16 protein-coding genes and 2 tRNA genes are annotated in these 18,237 nt (G+C 67.5%); 7 read left to right on the top strand and 11 right to left on the bottom strand.

Annotated elements, in window-relative coordinates; all coding sequences use genetic code 11:
- Positions 1-5: 5 nt before the first annotated feature.
- Positions 6-908, top strand: a complete 903-nt coding sequence (locus tag F0U60_RS24180; RefSeq protein WP_395823733.1) for a zinc metalloprotease HtpX — start codon at positions 6-8, stop codon at positions 906-908.
- A gap of 36 nt (positions 909-944) precedes the next feature.
- Positions 945-1,928, top strand: coding sequence for a TerC family protein (locus F0U60_RS24175; protein ID WP_395823731.1), 984 nt, complete (start codon positions 945-947; stop codon positions 1,926-1,928).
- Positions 1,929-1,980: 52 nt separating this feature from the next.
- On the opposite strand, the gene F0U60_RS24170 is transcribed toward F0U60_RS24175, so the two are convergent.
- The 7 genes from F0U60_RS24170 to F0U60_RS24140 form a co-directional block, all read right to left on the bottom strand.
- Positions 1,981-2,052: transfer RNA gene (locus F0U60_RS24170), tRNA-Val, on the bottom strand.
- 27 nt (positions 2,053-2,079) lie between these two features.
- A tRNA-Val gene (locus F0U60_RS24165) sits at positions 2,080-2,151 on the bottom strand.
- Between the two features lie 52 nt (positions 2,152-2,203).
- Complete coding sequence (locus tag F0U60_RS24160; RefSeq protein ID WP_395823729.1) at positions 2,204-2,482, bottom strand: hypothetical protein; 279 nt, start codon at positions 2,480-2,482, stop codon at positions 2,204-2,206.
- A 23-nt stretch (positions 2,483-2,505) separates the two neighbouring features.
- Complete coding sequence (locus F0U60_RS24155) at positions 2,506-2,931, bottom strand: hypothetical protein (protein ID WP_395823727.1); 426 nt, start codon at positions 2,929-2,931, stop codon at positions 2,506-2,508.
- Between the two features lie 8 nt (positions 2,932-2,939).
- Positions 2,940-4,568: an Hsp70 family protein gene (locus F0U60_RS24150; RefSeq protein ID WP_395823725.1), complete on the bottom strand. Its 1,629-nt coding sequence runs from the start codon at positions 4,566-4,568 to the stop codon at positions 2,940-2,942.
- Between the two features lie 22 nt (positions 4,569-4,590).
- Positions 4,591-6,618, bottom strand: coding sequence for an ATP-dependent helicase (locus F0U60_RS24145; RefSeq protein WP_395823723.1), 2,028 nt, complete (start codon positions 6,616-6,618; stop codon positions 4,591-4,593).
- 63 nt (positions 6,619-6,681) lie between these two features.
- Entirely contained in the window at positions 6,682-8,370 is a 1,689-nt protein-coding gene (locus tag F0U60_RS24140) for a HEAT repeat domain-containing protein (protein ID WP_395823721.1), read from the bottom strand.
- A 134-nt stretch (positions 8,371-8,504) separates the two neighbouring features.
- Here F0U60_RS24140 and F0U60_RS24135 point away from each other — a divergent pair, with 134 nt between their 5' ends.
- Positions 8,505-9,254 (top strand): CHAP domain-containing protein, encoded by a 750-nt coding sequence (locus F0U60_RS24135; RefSeq protein ID WP_395823719.1) that lies wholly within the window; start codon positions 8,505-8,507, stop codon positions 9,252-9,254.
- Between the two features lie 4 nt (positions 9,255-9,258).
- Positions 9,259-10,077, top strand: a complete 819-nt coding sequence (locus F0U60_RS24130; RefSeq protein WP_395823717.1) for a GNAT family N-acetyltransferase — start codon at positions 9,259-9,261, stop codon at positions 10,075-10,077.
- Here the strand turns inward: F0U60_RS24130 and F0U60_RS24125 are convergent.
- Positions 10,060-11,217, bottom strand: coding sequence for a hypothetical protein (locus F0U60_RS24125; RefSeq protein WP_395823715.1), 1,158 nt, complete (start codon positions 11,215-11,217; stop codon positions 10,060-10,062). The genes F0U60_RS24130 and F0U60_RS24125 overlap by 18 nt on opposite strands.
- Before the next feature lie 227 nt (positions 11,218-11,444).
- Here F0U60_RS24125 and F0U60_RS24120 point away from each other — a divergent pair, with 227 nt between their 5' ends.
- The 3 genes from F0U60_RS24120 to zigA all read left to right on the top strand — a co-directional run bounded on the left by F0U60_RS24120 (position 11,445) and on the right by zigA (position 14,271).
- A complete protein-coding gene (locus F0U60_RS24120; protein WP_395823713.1) occupies positions 11,445-12,710 on the top strand; it encodes an alpha/beta hydrolase family protein in 1,266 nt (421 codons plus the stop codon).
- A gap of 161 nt (positions 12,711-12,871) precedes the next feature.
- Complete coding sequence (rpmG, locus tag F0U60_RS24115) at positions 12,872-13,036, top strand: 50S ribosomal protein L33 (protein WP_203404384.1); 165 nt, start codon at positions 12,872-12,874, stop codon at positions 13,034-13,036.
- Entirely contained in the window at positions 13,036-14,271 is a 1,236-nt protein-coding gene (gene zigA / locus F0U60_RS24110) for a zinc metallochaperone GTPase ZigA (RefSeq protein ID WP_395823711.1), read from the top strand. Before rpmG ends, zigA begins: the two co-directional genes overlap by 1 nt.
- A gap of 14 nt (positions 14,272-14,285) precedes the next feature.
- Here the strand turns inward: zigA and F0U60_RS24105 are convergent, their stop codons facing one another.
- From F0U60_RS24105 to F0U60_RS24095, 3 genes are all read right to left on the bottom strand, one after another.
- Positions 14,286-15,467, bottom strand: coding sequence for a glycosyltransferase family 2 protein (locus F0U60_RS24105; RefSeq protein WP_395823709.1), 1,182 nt, complete (start codon positions 15,465-15,467; stop codon positions 14,286-14,288).
- A gap of 174 nt (positions 15,468-15,641) precedes the next feature.
- Positions 15,642-17,816: a zinc-ribbon domain-containing protein gene (locus F0U60_RS24100; RefSeq protein ID WP_395823707.1), complete on the bottom strand. Its 2,175-nt coding sequence runs from the start codon at positions 17,814-17,816 to the stop codon at positions 15,642-15,644.
- 36 nt (positions 17,817-17,852) lie between these two features.
- Entirely contained in the window at positions 17,853-18,236 is a 384-nt protein-coding gene (locus F0U60_RS24095; protein ID WP_395823705.1) for a ComEA family DNA-binding protein, read from the bottom strand.
- Position 18,237: the final 1 nt, after the last annotated feature.

Raw genomic sequence — 18,237 nt, 5'->3', positions numbered from 1 at the left:
GAGCCATGAAGAATCAAATCAAGACTCTCCTACTGCTCGGCGTTCTGTCGGTGGTGCTGATTGGAATCGGCGCCGCGCTGGGTAAGGGATTCCTCATCGGAGCGCTGGTGCTGTCGCTCGCGATGAACGTGGGGGCCTATTTCTTCTCGGATAAGCTGGTGCTGAGCATGCACGGGGCGCAGGAAGTGAGCCCCCAGCAGGCGCCGGGCCTGCACCGAATGGTGGAGGAGCTGTCGCGGCAGGCAGGCATCCCCAAGCCGCGCGTCTTCCTGATGCACGAGGCGCAGCCCAACGCGTTCGCCACGGGCCGCAACCCGGAGCATGGCGTGGTGGCGGTGACTGCGGGCATCCTGGAGGTGCTCAATGAGCGGGAGCTGCGCGGGGTGCTGGCGCACGAGCTGGCGCACATCAAGAACCGGGACATCCTGGTGTCCACCATCGCGGCCGCGGTGGCCTCGGCGGTGACGTACCTGGCGCACGCGGTGGGCCTCTTCGGCTCGATGTTCATGGGCCGGGACGAGGACGAGGGCGAGGGACTGTCGCCGCTGCAGACCCTGGCGCTGGCGCTGGTGGCGCCCATTGCGGCGACGCTGATCCAGATGGGGATCTCCCGCTCGCGTGAGTACCTGGCGGATCAGACGGGCGCGGAGATCAGCGGGGACCCCGAGGCGCTGGCCATGGCGCTGCAGAAGCTGGAGGCCGGGGCCATGGCGCTGCCGGTGGAGGGCCGGCCGGCCACGGCGAGCCTGTTCATCGTGAGCCCCTTCGCGGGGATGCAGAGCATCCTGTCGCTCTTCTCGACGCACCCGCGCACCGAGGAGCGCGTGCGCCGGCTGCACGAGCTGGCCTCGCGGATGCCCTCCTCCCGCTCCCGGGGCTGGAGCACCGCCCTCCCCTTCGCCCGCTGACGGTCTTCCACACTTCAAAACGAAAGACACCTATTCATGGAAATGCAGAGTGTAGGCAGCCCCGCCCTATGGGCGGGGTTCATCATATTCGTGCTGGCGATGTTGGCGCTGGACCTGGGGGTCTTTCACCGCAACACGCACGAGGTGAAGTTCAAGGAAGCCCTGGCGTGGAGCGGCGTGTGGATCGCGCTGGCGCTGGTGTTCAACCTGGGCATCTGGTGGAAGTTCGGCTCCACGCCGGCGATGCAGTTCCTGACCGGCTACCTCATTGAGAAGTCGCTCTCCATCGACAACATCTTCGTCTTCGTCGTCATCTTCTCGGCGCTGAAGATTCCATCGCTGTACCAGCACCGGGTGCTCTTCTGGGGCATCCTGAGCGCACTGGTGCTGCGCGCGGTGATGATCTTCGCGGGCGTGGCGATGCTCGAGCGCTTCCACTGGCTCATCTACGTCTTCGGCGCGTTCCTCATCTTCACGGGTGTGAAGCTCTTCGTGCAGCGCAACAAGGAGGAGCACCCGGAGGATGGTGCGGTCATGAAGCTGGCCCGGCGGGTCATCCCCTCGACGACGCGCTTCGACGGCGACCGCTTCTTCACGATGGAGAACGGCCGGAAGCTGGCCACGCCGCTGCTCATGTCGCTGGTGCTGGTGGAGCTGACGGACGTGCTCTTCGCGCTCGACTCCATCCCGGCCATCTTCGCGGTGACGACGGATCCCTTCCTCGTCTTCACCTCGAACATCTTCGCCATCATGGGCCTGCGCTCGCTGTTCTTCGTGCTGGCGGGGGCGGTGGAGAAGTTCTCCTACCTGAAGGTGGGCCTGTCCGGAGTGCTGGTGTTCGTGGGCGCGAAGATGGCGCTGATCGACGTGGTGAAGGTGCCGTCCGCGGTGTCGCTGGGTGTCATCGCCTTGATGCTGGGCGTCTCCATCGCGGCCTCGCTGCTGAAGGCGCGGGCGCAGGAGCGGGCCCAGGCGGGCAAGGCCGTGGACACGGGCAGCCAGCCGGCTCCGGCGGAGTAGGCTGAAAAGCGAAGAGGCCGTGAGCCCCAAGGGACTCACGGCCTCTCTCGTGTGGGCGCACCAGGATTCGAACCTGGGACCCCTGCCGTGTGAAGGCAGTGCTCTACCGCTGAGCTATGCGCCCGACTGCGGTCATCGGGTTTCGTGGGAGTGGGCGCACCAGGATTCGAACCTGGGACCCCTGCCGTGTGAAGGCAGTGCTCTACCGCTGAGCTATGCGCCCCCGACGAAGCGACGGGTAGGTAGATGCCACCCGCTGTGCCCCCTGTCAACGCCTATTCTCTCGCCACTTCTTCCAGCTTCTCGTCCAGCTCGCGCAGCCGGCGCTTGAGGCCGGAGAGCTTCTTGCCCACGGCCTTGAAGTCGCTCCGGGGTGCGAAGCTCAGCACCCGCATCAGCTCCTCCTGGCTCCGGTCCAGGGCCTGCTTGCCCCGCTGCACTGAACCCAGCGCCTGGGCAACCACCATGGCCCGCTTCTCGTCGGCCATGAGCTTCTCCACGGCCTTCTGCGACACACCCAGCGCCTGCTTCTTCAGATTCCGACGGATACTCATGGCTGCCTGCCCCCCGCTGGCATTCACTGCTCGTCCACGTACTCTGTCTTCAACTGGGCGAAGACACGATCTGCGATGCCCTTGAACCTCAAGCGCTCGATGAGCTGTTGCAGGTCCCCCTTCACCGCGATGCGGCGCCGCAGCACCGCCTCCACGGGATCCAGGCTGCCCTGCAGCAGCTGCTTCCACACCGAGTACGGCGCCCGGGCCAGATAAGCCGGATCGAGCTCGTCCAGGTCGTCCGGATCATCCAGCACCCGCAGCTTCTCAATGCGGGTGCCGCGAGGGACCAGGTGCACCACGAAGACCCGCGACAACTTGCCGGGCTCCGCGTCGACGATGACCCCGATCTCCCCCTGCCACCCCTGGGCGGCGAGCGAGCACTCCGGGTCCGCGTTCACCAACCGTACCGCCTCCTCACACCACTCCTTCGACGGGAACGTGGCCATGCCGCCCGCTACCCCCTGCGGAAGATGCTCTTGATGCTGGAGAACAGCCCGCTGCCCTCCTGGTGGGACGACGGCGTAGCCGCCGCCTGCTCGGCCTTCTGCGCCCGCTCCTCGGCCACCCGCGCCAGCTCCTTCTTGAGCAGCTCCGGGGTGTCACGCGTCGCCAGCTCGATGCGCCTCGGGCCACTGGGCTCCTCGACGATCACCTGCAGCAGGCACTCCTCGTTGAGCCGGAAGTCGATCTTCCGCCCCGCCGCCTCGGCCGGCACCTTCAGCGTGCCGAGGTACTCGTTGTCCACCATCAGGTCGCTGTCGCCCTGGAAGATGTCCATTTCAATGAAGGGCGCACCCGGCTCCTTCGGAGGAGGCAGCCGGAAGCTCTTCACCAATGGAATGACGGAGTTCTTGTCGATGACCCGGCGCACGCGCCCATTGGGCAGCGCGTAGCCAATGGGCATGGACACCGCGTCCAGCAGCGTCACCGAGTCGATGCTGCCCAGCGAGTCCGCCAGCAGCGCCGCGCCCAGCGCCACGCACTCGTCCGGGTGCACGCCCTTGCGCGGCGGCTTACCGAAGTGCTCCTGGATCCGCTGCTGCACCAGCGGCATGCGGCTCTGCCCGCCCACCAGGATGATCTCGTCGATCTGCGAACGGCTGATGCCCTTCTCCGCCAGCACCCGGTCGCAGATCTCAAACGTGCGATCCACCAGGTCCATGGTGAGCGCGTTGAGGTTCTCGCGCGTGAGCGGGATCCGCAGATCCAACGGCTTGCCCTTGCGCTCCTCGATGTAGGGCAGGTCGATGACCACGTTGGGAATGAGCGTCAGATCAATCTTCGCCGCCTCAGCCGCGTTCTTGATGCGCTGCATGGCGATGGGGCTCTGCGAGAGGTCGATCTTCGTCTCCTCCCAGAACTTCTCGAGCACGTAGTCCATCACCCGGTTGTCGAAGTCGACACCGCCCAGGAACGTGTCACCACCGGTGGCCAGCACCTCGAAGACGTTCCCCGTCAGGTGCAGCACCGACACGTCGAAGGTGCCACCGCCCAGGTCGTAGACGAGGATCTTCTGATCCAACCCACGGTTGAAGCCGTAGGCCAGCGCCGCCGCGGTGGGCTCGTTGACGATGCGCTTGACGTTGAAGCCCGCGAGCTTGCCGGCCTCCTTCACCGCCTGGCGCTGGCTGTCCGTGTAGTACGCCGGCACGGAGATGACGGCCTCATCGATGGGGCCACCCAGGAACTGCTCGGCAATCGTCTTGAGCTGCTTGAGGATGAAGCTGGACACCTCGGGCAGCGTGTACAGGCGCCCACCCAGCGTCACCGCGGCCTCCCCGTCCGGGGCCTCCACGATGTCGTACTTGAAGTACCCCTTCAGGTCCTCGACCACCTTGGAGTGGTACTTGCGGCCGATGAGGCGCTTGGTCCCGTAGAGCGTATTCTTCGGGTTGGTGACCATTTGATCCTTGGCCACACCACCCACCAGCAGCTCTCCCTTGCCGGACAGGGCCACCACGGAGGGAAGGATCAGGTTTCCACGATCCGTGGGGACAATCTTCGGGATGCGGTTCTTCACGGACGCGACCAGCGTGTTGGTCGTTCCCAGATCAATCCCGATGATGCGAGGTCTGTCCGCCATTGGAGTACTACTCTGTATCACGTCAGGAGCCGTCTTGCTTAGTTCTCGTCTCCAGGATCAGCCGGTCATAGGGGGCATCCTCGCCTACAGGTAGCTCCTCGACGAATCGGGAGAGCCGGAGGATCGCCCGCTCGCCTCCTCGCAGGACCGCGGAGATTGGGTAGCTCAGCGCCAGCTCGTCCCTGGCCCGAGTCGCCGCCACGTAGAAAAGCCGGCGCTCCTCTTCCTCCTCGTCGGGTGTGCGAGCGGCACCGGGCAGTGGGAAGCGGCCCTCGGCCAGGGAGATAACGAAAACCGCCCGCCATTCCAGACCCTTGGACTGGTGCACCGTGGAAAGCGTGAGGCTCTCGTCCGGGGCCTCTCCCGTCGCCTCACGCGCCGAGAATTCGGCCACGAGCGCGATTTCCGACAGAAAGCGCGCCAGGTCCTCGAAGCGCCCCGCGAACTCGGCCAGCTGCCGGATGTCGTCCTCCCGCCGCTCCTCCTCCGGGAACTCCGTCCGCAGGTACTCCCCGTATCCCCCCTCCAGCACATCCTGGATCATTCGCCCTGGGGTCAAGTTCGACCCAGGGGTACTCAACCGCTCCAGCAGGTGGATCAACCGGCCGAAGCCCGGAACCGCCTTGCGGGGTACCGCGGCCTGGATCTCGGGACGAGCCAGGGCCTCCACCAGCGAGAGCTCCGACGGCAGGGTGAGCAGCGCCTCCCAGAGGGCCTCCGCCCTGGCCGGGCCAATGCCGGGCACCCGTTGGATGATCCGCTTGAGGGCGAGCTCGTCGCGTGGGTTGCCCACCAGCCGGAGGTGGGCGAGCACGTCCTTCACGTGGAGCTGCTCGAAGAAGCGCACCCCTGAGCGCACCCGGAAGGGGATGCCCCGACGCGTCAGCTCCAGCTGAAGCTCAATGGAGTGGCTGTGGGCGCGGTAGAGCACCGCCATCTCCTCCAGCGGCATGCCTCCGTCGCGCAGCTCGAGCACCCGCTGGGCCACGAAGGCGGCCTGCTGATCCACGTCCAGGGTGGGCACCAGCACGGGCACGGGCCCCGGGGTCCGCGAGGAGATGAGCTGCTTGGGGAACTGGCGCTGGTTGAGGGTGATGGAGGCGTTGGCCAGCCGGAGGATCTCCGGCGTGGAGCGGTAGTTGCGGGTGAGCTGGAAGATGCCGCAGCCCGGGTAGCGCTTGGGGAAGTCGATGATGTTGGTGAAGTCCGCGCCCCGGAAGCTGTAGATGGACTGGCAGTCATCGCCCACCACGGTGAGGTTGCGGCGCTCGCCGGCGAGCAGATCCACCAGATCGCCCTGCAGCCGGTTGGTGTCCTGGTACTCGTCCACCAGCACGCAGTGGAACCGGTCCACGAGCTGCTCGCGGATGATGGGGCTGTCGACGAGCAGCCGCTTGAGCATCACCAGCAGATCATCGAAGTCCATCAGGTGCATACGCGCCTTGCGCTCGGCAAAGCGGCGCGCCACCGCGAGCACCTCCTCCGCCAGCGGGAGGAACTGCGGCCGACGCTCCACCAGCACCTCCGCCACTGTCGACTGCAGGTTGGCGGCCATGGAGACCAGGTCCAACACCACCTCGGCCCTGGGGAAGCGCCGCTCCCGGGGCAGCTTGCGCTCGGCGATGCACGAGGACATCAGGTCGCGCGCGTCCTCACGGTCCAGCACCGTGAAGTCGCGGGTAAAGCCAATGGCCCCTGCGTGCTGGCGCAGCAGCACATGGGCCGCGTGGTGGAAGGTGCCACCGAGCAGCGCGCGCACGTCCGCGAACGCCCCGGCCAGCTCCTCCACCCGCCGCGTCATCTCCCGCGCGGCCTTGTTGGTGAAGGTGAGCAGCAGCACCGCCTCGGGGGGAATGCCCCGCTCCAGCATCCGCGCCACCCGGAACGTCAGCGTGCGCGTCTTGCCGGAGCCCGCCCCCGCGATGACCAGCACCGGCCCCTCCCCCGCCTCCACCGCGAGCAACTGCTCCTCGTTGAGCAGCCGCTCATAGTCGATGCGCGACGCAGGCGTCGTCGTCGCGGCCTTCAGCATGTACGTGCGAGTGGCCATCGACGACTCACTTTACGGGTCGGTCTGACCTAGGAGATCCAGTCAGTCGGAGGGGACACCTGTTCAATGCGTCTGGAGCGCCGTGAGTCGGGAGGTAGCCTCGGCGCGGATCTCCGGGGACGGATCCCGGTCCCGGGCGAGCTCAAGCAACAGCGGCGCGAGCTTCGGCAGCTTCGTCCCCACCGAGCGGAGTGCCTCACGGCGCTCGGACACGGCGCTCGCCAGGCGCTCGCGGACCTCGTTCTCTCCGCACGTGCGAACCCCAGGCGTCTGCTCACGCAGCAGCAGCTCCGCGTCCGCCAGCCGTGCCTCCGCCAGCTTCAGCGCATCCGCCGCCGTCATCGCGAAGCCGTCCAGGTCCTCGGGGAACTCGGTGTTCGCCTTCCGGGCTCGGGAGATGGTCTCCGACGCGAAGCGCGCTCCCTGCACCGCCGCACACAACTGCCTCGCCGCCGCCAGTGGCACACCGCCCTCGGAGGAGATCGACTCCTCGCGCGCGACCCGCAGCGCCCACAGTGAGAGCTGCCGCGCCGCCACCGCCGCCGAGAAGGACTGGCGCCTCTCCTCGCGGATCTCCACCCAGCGCCGCAGCACCACCGGATCCGGATCCTCCGGCAAGAAGGCCCGCTGGTACTCGGGAACCGCCTCACCCATCCGACCTGACAGATCCAACAGCACCGCCATGGACAGGTACAGCTCCGGGCTGCCTGCCTTCTCGCGCAGCGACTCCAGCCGCACCGCCACCTCGTAGTCCGCCACCGGCTTCGGCAGCGCGCGCAGCACCGTCTGGAGGCCCTCCAGGGCCCGCTGCCGGACAAGCGGGTTGCGCCCCGAACGGAACGCATCCAGCAAGGGATCCAACACCTTCACCGACACGTGCTGCCCCAGCTCCTCCGCCGCCTGCCATCGATCCATCGGATCCGGCGCGAGCAACGCGCTCCGCAGGTCGTCGATGCTCCGCAGGTAGTGCCCCACCTGCGCAGCCTGAGCCAACGGCTCGCGGCTCTGCAGGGCCGCGCGCTCGGCACGAGCCCGGGCCAGGCGAGCCGGGAAGTTCTTCAGCTTCGCCCCGAGCGGGTGTCCCGCCACGCGAGCCTCCGCCTCCTCCACCAACCCCGAGACGAGCAGCCCTTCCACCTCCAGCTCCAGCAACCTCGCCTTCGCCTGCTCGCGATACCGCCCCGCCGGAAAGTCCCGCAGGTACGCAAGGAGCTGCGCCGCTCCTGCCGTCTCCGCTCGCGTGAAGGTCTCGTCATCCAGCCGCGACTCCACCTCCAACCGCCGCGGATCATCCGGCGCCTCCCGCAGGTACTCGCGCAGCTGCTGCGTGTCCGTCGTCGTGGACAGCTCCTTCAGCTCCGCCTCCTTCAGAAGCCGCTGCGCCTCCTCGCGCTGAGCCCCGTCTGGATGGTCTCGCAGGAACTGCCGCAACGCCGCCGCCGTGCCCGTCTCCTTCGCCGCGTTGAAGCGCAACCCCTCCAGCAGCGCCTTCGCTGCCCGGGCCTGCGGTGCCTCCGGGTGCGCCTCCAGGAAGCGCTTGTAGGCCACCACCGTGTGCAGCTTCGAGGCCTCCTCGAACTCCAGCTCCTCGATGCGCACCTCGATGGCCTCGGCCTCCTCGCCCACCGGGTACTCGCGCAGGAACGCGCGGTACGCCTCCAGCGTGTCCGCGTCCCGTGCCCGCTGGTACGCCCGGGGCGCGCCACAGCCGGTCAACAACAACAGCAGGGAGAAGGCTCGGAGCTTGCGCATCACCGCAGCATTACCACCACGTCCCCGGGTGAAAAACCCAAGCCTCCTCGTCCGCTCGGCTGGGTAGGTTTTTTGACGACACGCCCGGTCCACCGGAGCATGCCCCCGTGGATTCGCTACAGGGAGGTCGCGACATGAGGCTCTGCGTGCTGCTCGCGGGAATGGTGGTGCTGACGGGGTGCGCCACCGGCATGCCCATGGGAGGGCGGGTGATCGCCTCCAGCTACCGGTACAGCCCGCTGACGCCCGCCGCCGCGCCCCGGGCCCCCCTGAGTGAGCCGGCTCCCTCGCCTGCTCCCCAGAAGCAGAAGGTGCGCCCTCTCCCGCCCGATGCCCGCGAGGATGTGCTCGCCGCGGCCCGAGGACTTGTGGGCAGCAGCAAGGTGCGGCTCGCCGGGCGTACCTGGCCGAACGACTGCACCGGCTTTGTCGAGGCCGTTTACGCCAAGGCGGGAGTCTCGTTCCGCGGCGCCAACCTGTCCCGGGACAACGGCGTCACCGCGATGTACCGCTACGCGAGGACCCATGGCCGCGTGTACACCCGGGGCCGACCGAAGCCGGGCGACCTGGTGTTCTTCCGCGAGACCTACGACCAGAACCGCGACGGCCGCCGCAACGATGGGCTCACCCATGTGGGGGTGGTGGACGAGGTCGAGCGCGATGGCACCGTCGTCGTCATCCATCGAGTGAAGCGCGGCGTGGTGCGCTACCGGATGAACCTCGCGAAGCCGAGCCTCCGGCGTGATCCTCGCACGGGTGAAGTGCTGAACGACATGCTGCGCGCTCCCGGGGCCGGGAAGGCTCCCGTGCTCACCGGGCAACTCTTCGCTGCATATGGCTCGGTGTTGCCCGAGACTGCACCCACCCAGGTAGCACGGAGGTAGACCTATGAGAATCCAGGATGCACCCATCGATGCGCGGCTCGAGCTCCTGTTCGAGGGGCTGATCGACAAGAACACCTACTATCCGGGCCAACTCGGGCCGCCGATACGGGTCCAACGGACCCCTCACTACGCGGCCATCAACTCCGGCTACAAAACCGACACCTTCAACCTGGTGATCAGCAAGCGGCTCGGTGCGGAAGGTCCAGCGCTGGCCGACCGCATCTGCGGGGAGTTCAACGCGGCGAAGCTTCCCGCGGCCTGGTGGACCTGCGACGAGCTCCGAGAGGATGCCTTCCTGGAGGCACTCCGGCGCAACGACTTCGTCGAGGACGAGGTCGACGTAGGAATGCTGGCCGAGCTCAGCGAGCTCCCCGAGCTGAACCCACCCGCCGGACTGGAGATCAAGCTGGTGGAGCGGCCAGAGGAGGTGGAAGCCTTTGGCCACGTCATTGCCTCGCTCTTCAATCCACCGGACGTCTATGTCGTGCCCTTCTACGAACAGGTGGCCCGGCTCGGAGGGTTGACGGAGCGCCCGCTCAAGCTCTTCCTGGGACTCGTCGACGGCCGCCCGGTGGGGACAAGCTCGATCTACCTGAGCGGGGATGGCGCACACATCTTCGACATCAGCACTCGGGCCGAGCACCGAAACCGGGGCTACGGCTCGGCGCTCACCCACTTCTCCCTCGCGTTCGCGCGCAGACTCGGCGCGAAGATTGGCGCCCTTCAGGCCTCTCCTGACGGCCTGGGCATCTATCGACGGATGGGCTTCCGGGAGGTGTGTACCTTCCGGATCTACTCCAACAAATCAAGGCTCGCCGACTGAGTTCTCGAGGACGTAGATGTTCCAGAACCTCGAGACGGAGGCCGTCACCGTCCGGTTCGTCGCCCAGGAGGGCTGCAAGGGCTCGAGGCGCCACGTCGTTGTCAGACCCAGCTTCTGAACGGAGGCGGTCCCCGTCACCAGGTCCGCATGGTCGTCGATGGACAGCGAAAAGCTCCCGGCTGCGGACAGGTCGAGGATGAAGCCCTCGTGAGGGGGCGGCACGGTGTCCTGCAGCCCCGTGCGACCGGTGGCCCGGACAGACTGGAGAAGGAGCTTCTCTTCCACCATGCGGGCCGTGAGGAGCTCCTCCGGAAGGAACGCCGACGTGGACGTCTTGTGAACGGTGACCCACTCCCCGGCGATATCGATAATCTTATACACGTGCAGGTTCCCGGTGTGGTCCCAGTACAACCACCGCTCGCCTACGACGAGTTGCCTCGGGTGCCGGAACTGGAACAACTTCAGAACCCCGGCGCGGAAGACGCCAATCAGGAACCCTCTCGAATAGAACGCCGAAAGAGAACCTGGGGTCGGGCCCTCGCCGATCGGATAGGGCACCCCGTCAATGAGCACCTCAGTGGTGGGGCTGGCGAACGCGCTGGCGTTGGCCCACATCACGGGCAGCGCGGCACCTCCTGCATGCGGCCCGGGATCGATGAACCCACCCAGCTCCGCCCTAGGGGCAGAGCTGCCGTGGAAGTCCAGGAGAATGTCCTCACCCCGATGTGAAGTAAAACGGACTCGCAAGGTCGGAAGGCCTTCGATCTCACCTTCCTCGTACTGGATGGGCCGGTAGAACGTCAGTCGTTGGGTCAGCACCGCGGCACGTTCACGTGCCACGTCCTCGTCGTTGTAGAAGTCGATCTGGAATCCTCCGCGCAGCGAAAGAATCACCCGGATCAACGGCGGTCTCCCCTGCCGATGGGTCACCATCGCCTCGATGGCCTCGTATTCGGGATGCTCGAGCTGCAACGCAATCACATGGGAGTCGTGGCGCTCGAAGGTGATGGGGAAGGGTTGAACGAAGCTCTCGAGAGAGCCTTGTCTCGAAAAGGATGAATCGGCACGCGAGACACTCGTTCCAAACAGGACGCTGGCGACCAGCAGGACGAGGGCGATCCTGAATCGATGGAATCGCATGGGTCTGCCTCCATTGGGGTTGAAGGTGCCTGAACGTGCGCGCTCCATCCCACCTGGGAAAGCCACCCCTGGGTTGCAGGAGTCCTGACAGAACTGCCTACGCGAGTGTCGAGAAGCTACTGCCAGGCACTGATATGCCCTGGAGGGGCATGGATGGAATCGAGCCTCTTCCCTCAGATGCCTTTCGCCATTCCTTGTCCATGTCAGGGAATGGGAAAGGCACGGGTATGCTCCAACAAGCCAGGTCTCGATTCCCGAGACAAAGGGGATCGCTCTCCGCGCTGCTCTTCGCGCTGTTCCTGATGCTGGGGGCCACACTGGGAGGGGGATGTGATGATGTCCCATGGAAGCACAACCCTCCTGACAACCCGGAGCACGAGCCGCGCACCTGCCCGGCGAAACCTTCGCACAGGCCCGCGGTGCTGGAGTCGCTCTCCGCCGAAGGCCCGTATGGGTTCGCCACGCGAGACTTCGTGTTCGTCGACACCTCGCGCCCCACCCCTCCCAACCGGACCTTCCCAGGAGCACCGTCGAGAACCCTGCCCACGCGCGTCTACTACCCCGTATGCCCGCCCACATCACAGGCCTCGCCGCCCCCGCCCCAGCGCATCCCGGTGGCGTCCGGGGGACCCTTTCCGCTGCTGGCGTATGCGCATGGTCTGACCAGCCAGGGGGACACCGGCCGGCACATCAACGAGCACCTGGCGACGCATGGCTACATCGTCGTCGCGCCGCTGTTCCCCCTCAGCAGCGGAAGGGCCCCGGGGGGGCCGACGCTCATGGATGCCGCCAACCAGCCCGCGGACATGGCCTTCGTCATGCGCCAGGTGGCAATGCTCAGCGGCGCTGACGCGGACCTCGCAGCGGCGGTGGACTCGCAGCGCCGGGGCATCCTGGGGTTCTCCGCGGGTGGGTTGACGGTGTTTATCGCCGCCTATCACCCCGTCCTGGCGCTCGATGGCATCCAGGCCGCGGTGGCCCAGGCCCCCGTGTCATGCTTCCTCGGGGCCCCGGTGTTCCAGCGTCCCGTGCCCATGCTCATCCTCCCGGGGACCGCGGACGAGCTGGTCCCCATCGAGGGGCCTCGGAGGGCCTTCGAGCTGGCTCCTCCGCCAGTCACCCTCGTGGAGCTCATCGGAGGGACGCACACCGGCTTCATGAACCGGGAAGCTCCGTTCGTGAACAACACCGATACACCGGAGTGTCAGCGGCTGCTGGAATCCGGCGCCACGCAGGGAGACATCACCACGGGCCGATTCGCGGAGGACATCTCCCGGGGCGTCGGTCCTGGTGCGCTCGATCCATCGACCTGCACCCCCCTGTGCAGCGAGAGCTTCCAGCAGACAATGGGCGCATCGCGGCAGTTGACCCTGGCCCGGGCGGCTACACTGGCGCACTTCGAGGCAAACCTGCGCGGTCGCTGGGATGCGGCGTACTTCCTGACGACGCACCTGGATCGGGAGCCGGACGTGGAGGTCCACGTCAAGCCGTGAAGCACTGCACCGCCTGGTCGCCCAGCGAGCCGCATTGCCTCCGGAGGGCAGTGCGGCTGTACGGCTGCTGACAGCGCCTTGCAAATGCAACAACGTTGCATTAATGGTCGGGGTGGTTCTAGAAGCCACCGGCACGGCCGCGTGGCCGGGAGACAACGACCATGCCGAAGGGAAACCGCACCATCGTCCACCTGGTGTCCACCGCGGGCACGGGGCACTTCTACACGACGACGAAGAACAAGCGGCTCTCGCAGGAGAAGCTGGAGAAGAAGAAGTACGACCCGCGCATCCGCAAGCACGTGCTGTACCGCGAGGGCAAGGTCTGATGGCGGGGCCACTGCCGGTAACGGTGCTCTCGGGGTTCCTGGGAGCGGGGAAGACGACGCTGCTCAACCACGTGCTCCACAACCGCGAGGGACTGCGGGTGGCGGTCATCGTCAACGACATGAGCGAGGTGAACATCGACGCGAAGCTGGTGAAGTCGGGCGCGTCGCTGTCTCGCGTGGACGAGCGGCTGGTGGAGATGAGCAACGGGTGCATCTGCTGCACCCTGCGCGAGGACCTGCTGGTGGAGGTGGGGCGGCTGGCGAAGGAAGGCCGCTTCGACTACCTGCTCATCGAGTCCACGGGCATCTCCGAGCCGTTGCCGGTGGCGGAGACGTTCACCTTCGAGGACGGCTCCGGGCGCAAGCTGGGTGAGGTGGCTCGGCTGGACACGCTGGTGACGGTGGTAGACGCCTTCAACTTCCTGAAGGACTGGGAGCAGGCGGAGGACCTGCGCGAACGGGGACTGGCCGCGGGCGAGGAGGACGAGCGCACCGTGGTGGACCTGCTGGTGGAGCAGGTGGAGTTCGCCGACGTGCTGGTGGTGAACAAGACGGACCTGGTCACCCCGACCCAGGTGGAGGAGCTGGAGGCCATCCTCGCCCGGCTCAATCCAGGGGCGAAGGTGGTGCATGCCGAGCGCGGCAAGGTGCCCCTGTCCGAGGTGCTGAACACAGGCCGATTCGATCTGGAGAAGGCGCGGCGCTCACCCGGATGGCTGAGGGAGATGCGCGGCGAGCACGTGCCGGAGTCCGAGGCGTACGGCATCGAGAGCTTCGTCTTCAGGTCCCGCCGTCCGCTGCACCCCGGGCGCTTCTGGAAGTTCATCCACGAGGGTTGGGGCGGAGTGCTGCGCTCCAAGGGCTTCTTCTGGCTGGCCACACGCATGGACATCACCGGCGTGTGGGCACAGGCGGGCGGAGCCTGCTCCTTCGAGCCCGTGGGCCTGTGGTGGGATGCGGTACCGCGCGAGGAGTGGCCAGAGGACCCCGAGGCCCGCGCCGAGCTCGAGCGCGAGGTGCGCGAGGGTCCTCACGGGGACCGGCGCCAGGAGATTGTCTTCATCACTCGGAACGTGGACCGCGAAGCCATGCTGCGCAGGCTGGAGGCCTGTCTCCTCACGGACGCCGAATACGCGAAGGGCCCCGAGGGCTGGCGCCGCCTGAAGGATCCCTTCCCCGAATGGGTGAGGGTGCGCCCCGAAGAAGAAGGAAGCACCCCCACGTCCGCGGAATGAGCCCACCTCCGGTCCTACGACGAGGCCCGGGCCGTGCGATCCCACGCGGCCCGCTGCGTGTTGCGCAGGAACCGCCAGAAGCCCACCACGATCGCCAGGTTCATCGTCACGAAGTAGTAGGCCACCGACGCCACCCTCCGGGCCGTCCCCTTCAGCGCTCCCCTCTTCCCGAGGTACGCCAGCGCGTAGAACAGCACCTGCCCTGCCAGCGCCAACCGGTAGAAGGTGCTGTTGAGCAGGAAGAGGTTCGCCACGAAGGCCAGGGCCATCAGCGCCGGCGCGCACCAGCGCAGCAGCTTGTGCGACCAGAACGCGAACGCCGGGAAGCCGGACAGCGGCGACAGCAGGCCCGGCACGATCCTCAGGCTCTGGAAGTTCCCCGCCGCGATGCGCGCCCTCCGCCCGAACTCCTTCCCGTAGTCCTCCGTCGTCTCCTCGTGCGCCACCGCCTCGGGCTCGTAGACCACCTTGTAGCCCTTCTCCAGGATGCGCAGCGGAATCACGAAGTCGTCCACGATCGTCGACGCGGGCAGCGCGTTGAACAGCGAGCGGCGAATGGCATACAGCCCCCCGTTCGCCCCCACCACCGCCCCTCGCTTGCCCTCGTAGAACTTGATGAGCGATTCGTACGTCCAGTACGTGCTCTCCTCGTACTCGGCCTTCGTCGGGTTGTAGAGCCGCAGCTGCCCGCACACCGCCCCCACCTCGGGGTTCTCGAAGTGCCGCACCAGCCGCTTCACCGCCTCCGGCTCAATCATCGTGTTGGCATCCGAGAGCAGCACGATGTCGCCCTTCGCCATCGGGATGCACCGGTTCAACACCGACGTCTTCCCGCCGCGCGGCGCCGCCGACAGCCTCACCCGCGCGTCCGTGCACCGCTGCACAAGCTCGTCCGTCCCGTCCGTCGAGCCGTCCGAGCCGATCAGCACCTCGAAGCGCTCCGCCGGATAGTCCAGCGCCAGACTGTTGCGCAGCTTCTCCTCGATGCAGCTCGCCTCGTTGTAGGCCGCCACCACGAGGCTCACGCGGGGCAGCTCGCTCGGCTGCTCACCCAGGCGCTGGCTCTGCCCCGAGCGCATGTAGCGCACGTTGTGGAGCACCTGCGCCAAGCCATCCAGGGCGAACAACACCACCGGGTACAGAAAGTACGTGTGTACCAGCAGCACCGCGGCACACCAGAACACCAGTTCCGCCATCACCCCTGCCTCCCCGACCCTCGACACCCGTTCACGCGGGCCTTGGGAAGCAAGACACATACCGCCGCCCGCGGCCGCAACCATTCCTCCCGTCCTCAAGCGCAAGCGCCTGGATCTGGGCGGTAAGCGGGAAATTCTTTCACCTCAGGGAGGGCAAAAATTGCCGACCCGCGCTTAAGGCGAGGGGGTGGCCTCGAGAGAGGGCTCCGGCGAAGAGGTGGTTTCGGGCCCAGCGTCCGGCGAGGCCGAGGCCTCTGGATCTACAGCCGGTGGGGGCTCGACCTCGGGCGCGGAATCCGGCGGGGTCGGCTCGGGCTCGGCTTCCTGTTTCGCCAGCTCCCGGGCGTACGAATGAAGCTGCTGGGCCAGCTCGTGCTTGGGGTTGAGGGTGATGACGGTGTCCAGCAGAGACTGCGCGACGACCAGCTCCTTGCGCATCAGGGCGATGCGCGCGCCCAGCACATAGGCACGCAGCAAGGTGTTGTCCTTCTCACGCAGACGCTCCAGCGCGGAGACGGCCTCCTGAATCTGCGCCTCCGTGGGAGTGGCGTAGTTGAGGACGTACTCGGCCATCGTCACCGTGCTCCAGTCCCGCAGGTCTGCCTGAGCCAGCTTCACGGCCAGGCCGAGTGAATCGCCCCCGCCCAGGACGCTGCTGAGCAGGGCACTGCCCCGAAGGCGAACCAGAGCGGCCTCCCGGGACTCCTTCTCGGGAGCCGCCCCCAGCTGCTTCAACACCTGCGCGGCTTCATTCGAGAGCGTCTTGGCGCGCGCCTCGAGCGGGGTCAGCTCCCGCTGAGTCGAGGCCAGCTCGTCCTGCATGGTGTTGACCCGGCTCTGCCAGTCGAATGGCGTCCGGGCCTGCTTGAGGCGGCTGATGCGCGACTTCAACCTCGTCACCTTGGCCTGGAGCATGGCCACCTGGACATGGGTGTCGTCCATCTGCATGCCAAGCGCGCTCGCCACCTCCGCCAGGAGCTCGACGTGCTGGGGGTGCGCAGCCCACAGGGACTTCAACCGGGTGAGGGCCTCTTGCTTCGAGGTCGCATCGTCCCGCCGCAGCAGCACCACGGCCTCGTCCCGGGCGACCCGCACCTCGTGCGGCATGGCATCGGACTTCGTGAGCCAGGCCGGCGAGGTCAGGAACGCCGTCAAGGCAAGCACGAGCACGCCTCCCGCGATGAGCAGGTTCCGGCCCTTGTGACTCGGCTCCGGGCGCTTGTTGCGGCCTTCCTTGGGGCTGATGTCGACGGACCCATCGAGCAATGCCGGCGGCAGCTCGAGAGGCTTGGACAGGGCCTGCACCGGCCCTCCCACTGAGGGCTGTGGGCTCTCGGGAGAAGAAGCGCCCTCCGCCATCAACTCCGAGAGCGGGCGGTTCAACTGTTCGAGGATCTCGTCGGGAAGCTCGATGGGCGTCGTCGCCGCGACCCCGACCAACGGCCTGGACTGGGGCGCTGGGGTCCCGGGAATCCGCTCCTCGGTCGGGGCCCGAGGCATCAGCCCCGGCGGCTGCGAGAACAACCCTGTCGCGGGCTGGCCGGCCTGGGGCTGGGACACGGGCGCGGACGGAGGAGGTGCCACCGGAGCTTGAGCCTTGGGCTGAACCTCCGGCGCAGAGCCGAATACCTGTGTCGTCTGGGGCACGGGCGCGGCGCCGAATACCTGTGTCGTCTGGGGCACGGGCGCCGTGCTCGCAGGGGGCCTGGCACTGGGAGCCACCTGCTGCGGCATGGAACCGAAGGGAGGCGTCGTCGTCGCAGAGGGCGGCCTGGCCGGTTGTGGCACTGCGCCGAATACCTGCGTCGTCTGGGGCGCGGGTGCCGTACCTGTCGGAGGCCTGGTGGCCGCGGGTGGAGGCTTGGGCACCGCACCGAACACCTGCGTCGTCTGGGGCGCGGGCGCGGCCCCCACCGGAGCGGGCTGAGGCCTGGGGCTCGTCGGCGCCATGGGCGCCACGGACGGCACCTGCGGCACTGCGCCGAATACCTGCGTCGTCTGGGGAGCGGGTGCGGCCCCCACCGGAGCGGGCTGGGGCCTGGGGCCCGTGGGCGCCATGGGGGCCACGGACGGCACCGCGCCAAAGGTCTGCGTCGTCCCGATGGGCCGAGGCTGCGCGGTCCCACCTCCGCCGCCGTAGGGCAACGTGGAGTTCAGGCTGGGGTTGGGGTGCGGATTCGGGCTGGGCGCGGCGGGACGGGGCGTCGCCGGAGGAGGCGCCGCCGCTCCCGGCGGAGCGGCGATGAAGATGTGGCTACAACGGGTGCACTGCACCGGAACACCCCCTGGCGGAAGCAACCGGGGGTCGAGCGCGTACTGCATCGAGCACTGGGGGCAGGCGATCTCCACAGGGAGTGCTTATCACACGCCTCGGGGCCCTGGCGCCTACCGTAGCTCGGTCGTCGCCTGGAGGGTCTCCAGCCGGGCAGCGCCCACCCCGGGTATCGCCGCAACCTCCTCCCAGGAGGCGAAGCGGCCCTGGGCGTCTCGAGCCTGCGTGAGACGGCGAGCAAGCGAGGGCCCTACCCCGGGCACCCTCGCGAGGTCGTCCTCAGACACCGAGTTGAGATCCAGCTTCTGCCCCAACGCGAGGCGCTGCGAAGCGGAGGGGGCGGCGCCGTCACCGCACACCGCAACCCCGTCCACCATGCGCACCGCGCTGGGCTCACAGTCCAGCGCGGGCGCGGAGTCCGGCCAGCGGCCACGCGCCACCACACCCAGGCCCAACAGCCCGAGCGAGGCCACCGCGAGCGCGCCGGTCCGGTTCACG

Origin of the sequence: Archangium minus, from assembly GCF_044360475.1 — a bacterium.
GTDB lineage: Bacteria > Myxococcota > Myxococcia > Myxococcales > Myxococcaceae > Archangium > Archangium minus.
Note: the sequence above shows the minus strand (reverse complement) of the source record. Positions and strands in the feature narration are given on the sequence as shown.

Excerpts from the sequence above, each read along its gene's own strand:
- F0U60_RS24125 (WP_395823715.1), bottom strand. The coding sequence starts at position 11,217 with ATGCGATTCCATCGATTCAGGATCGCCCTCGTCCTGCTGGTCGCCAGC.
- zigA (WP_395823711.1), top strand. The coding sequence starts at position 13,036 with ATGGCGGGGCCACTGCCGGTAACGGTGCTCTCGGGGTTCCTGGGAGCG.
- F0U60_RS24145 (WP_395823723.1), bottom strand. The coding sequence starts at position 6,618 with ATGGCCACTCGCACGTACATGCTGAAGGCCGCGACGACGACGCCTGCG.
- F0U60_RS24175 (WP_395823731.1), top strand. The coding sequence starts at position 945 with ATGGAAATGCAGAGTGTAGGCAGCCCCGCCCTATGGGCGGGGTTCATC.
- F0U60_RS24150 (WP_395823725.1), bottom strand. The coding sequence starts at position 4,568 with ATGGCGGACAGACCTCGCATCATCGGGATTGATCTGGGAACGACCAAC.
- F0U60_RS24130 (WP_395823717.1), top strand. The coding sequence starts at position 9,259 with ATGAGAATCCAGGATGCACCCATCGATGCGCGGCTCGAGCTCCTGTTC.
- rpmG (WP_203404384.1), top strand. The coding sequence starts at position 12,872 with ATGCCGAAGGGAAACCGCACCATCGTCCACCTGGTGTCCACCGCGGGC.
- F0U60_RS24120 (WP_395823713.1), top strand. The coding sequence starts at position 11,445 with ATGCTCCAACAAGCCAGGTCTCGATTCCCGAGACAAAGGGGATCGCTC.
- F0U60_RS24155 (WP_395823727.1), bottom strand. The coding sequence starts at position 2,931 with ATGGCCACGTTCCCGTCGAAGGAGTGGTGTGAGGAGGCGGTACGGTTG.
- F0U60_RS24180 (WP_395823733.1), top strand. The coding sequence starts at position 6 with ATGAAGAATCAAATCAAGACTCTCCTACTGCTCGGCGTTCTGTCGGTG.
- F0U60_RS24160 (WP_395823729.1), bottom strand. The coding sequence starts at position 2,482 with ATGAGTATCCGTCGGAATCTGAAGAAGCAGGCGCTGGGTGTGTCGCAG.
- F0U60_RS24105 (WP_395823709.1), bottom strand. The coding sequence starts at position 15,467 with ATGGCGGAACTGGTGTTCTGGTGTGCCGCGGTGCTGCTGGTACACACG.
- F0U60_RS24140 (WP_395823721.1), bottom strand. The coding sequence starts at position 8,370 with ATGCGCAAGCTCCGAGCCTTCTCCCTGCTGTTGTTGTTGACCGGCTGT.
- F0U60_RS24135 (WP_395823719.1), top strand. The coding sequence starts at position 8,505 with ATGAGGCTCTGCGTGCTGCTCGCGGGAATGGTGGTGCTGACGGGGTGC.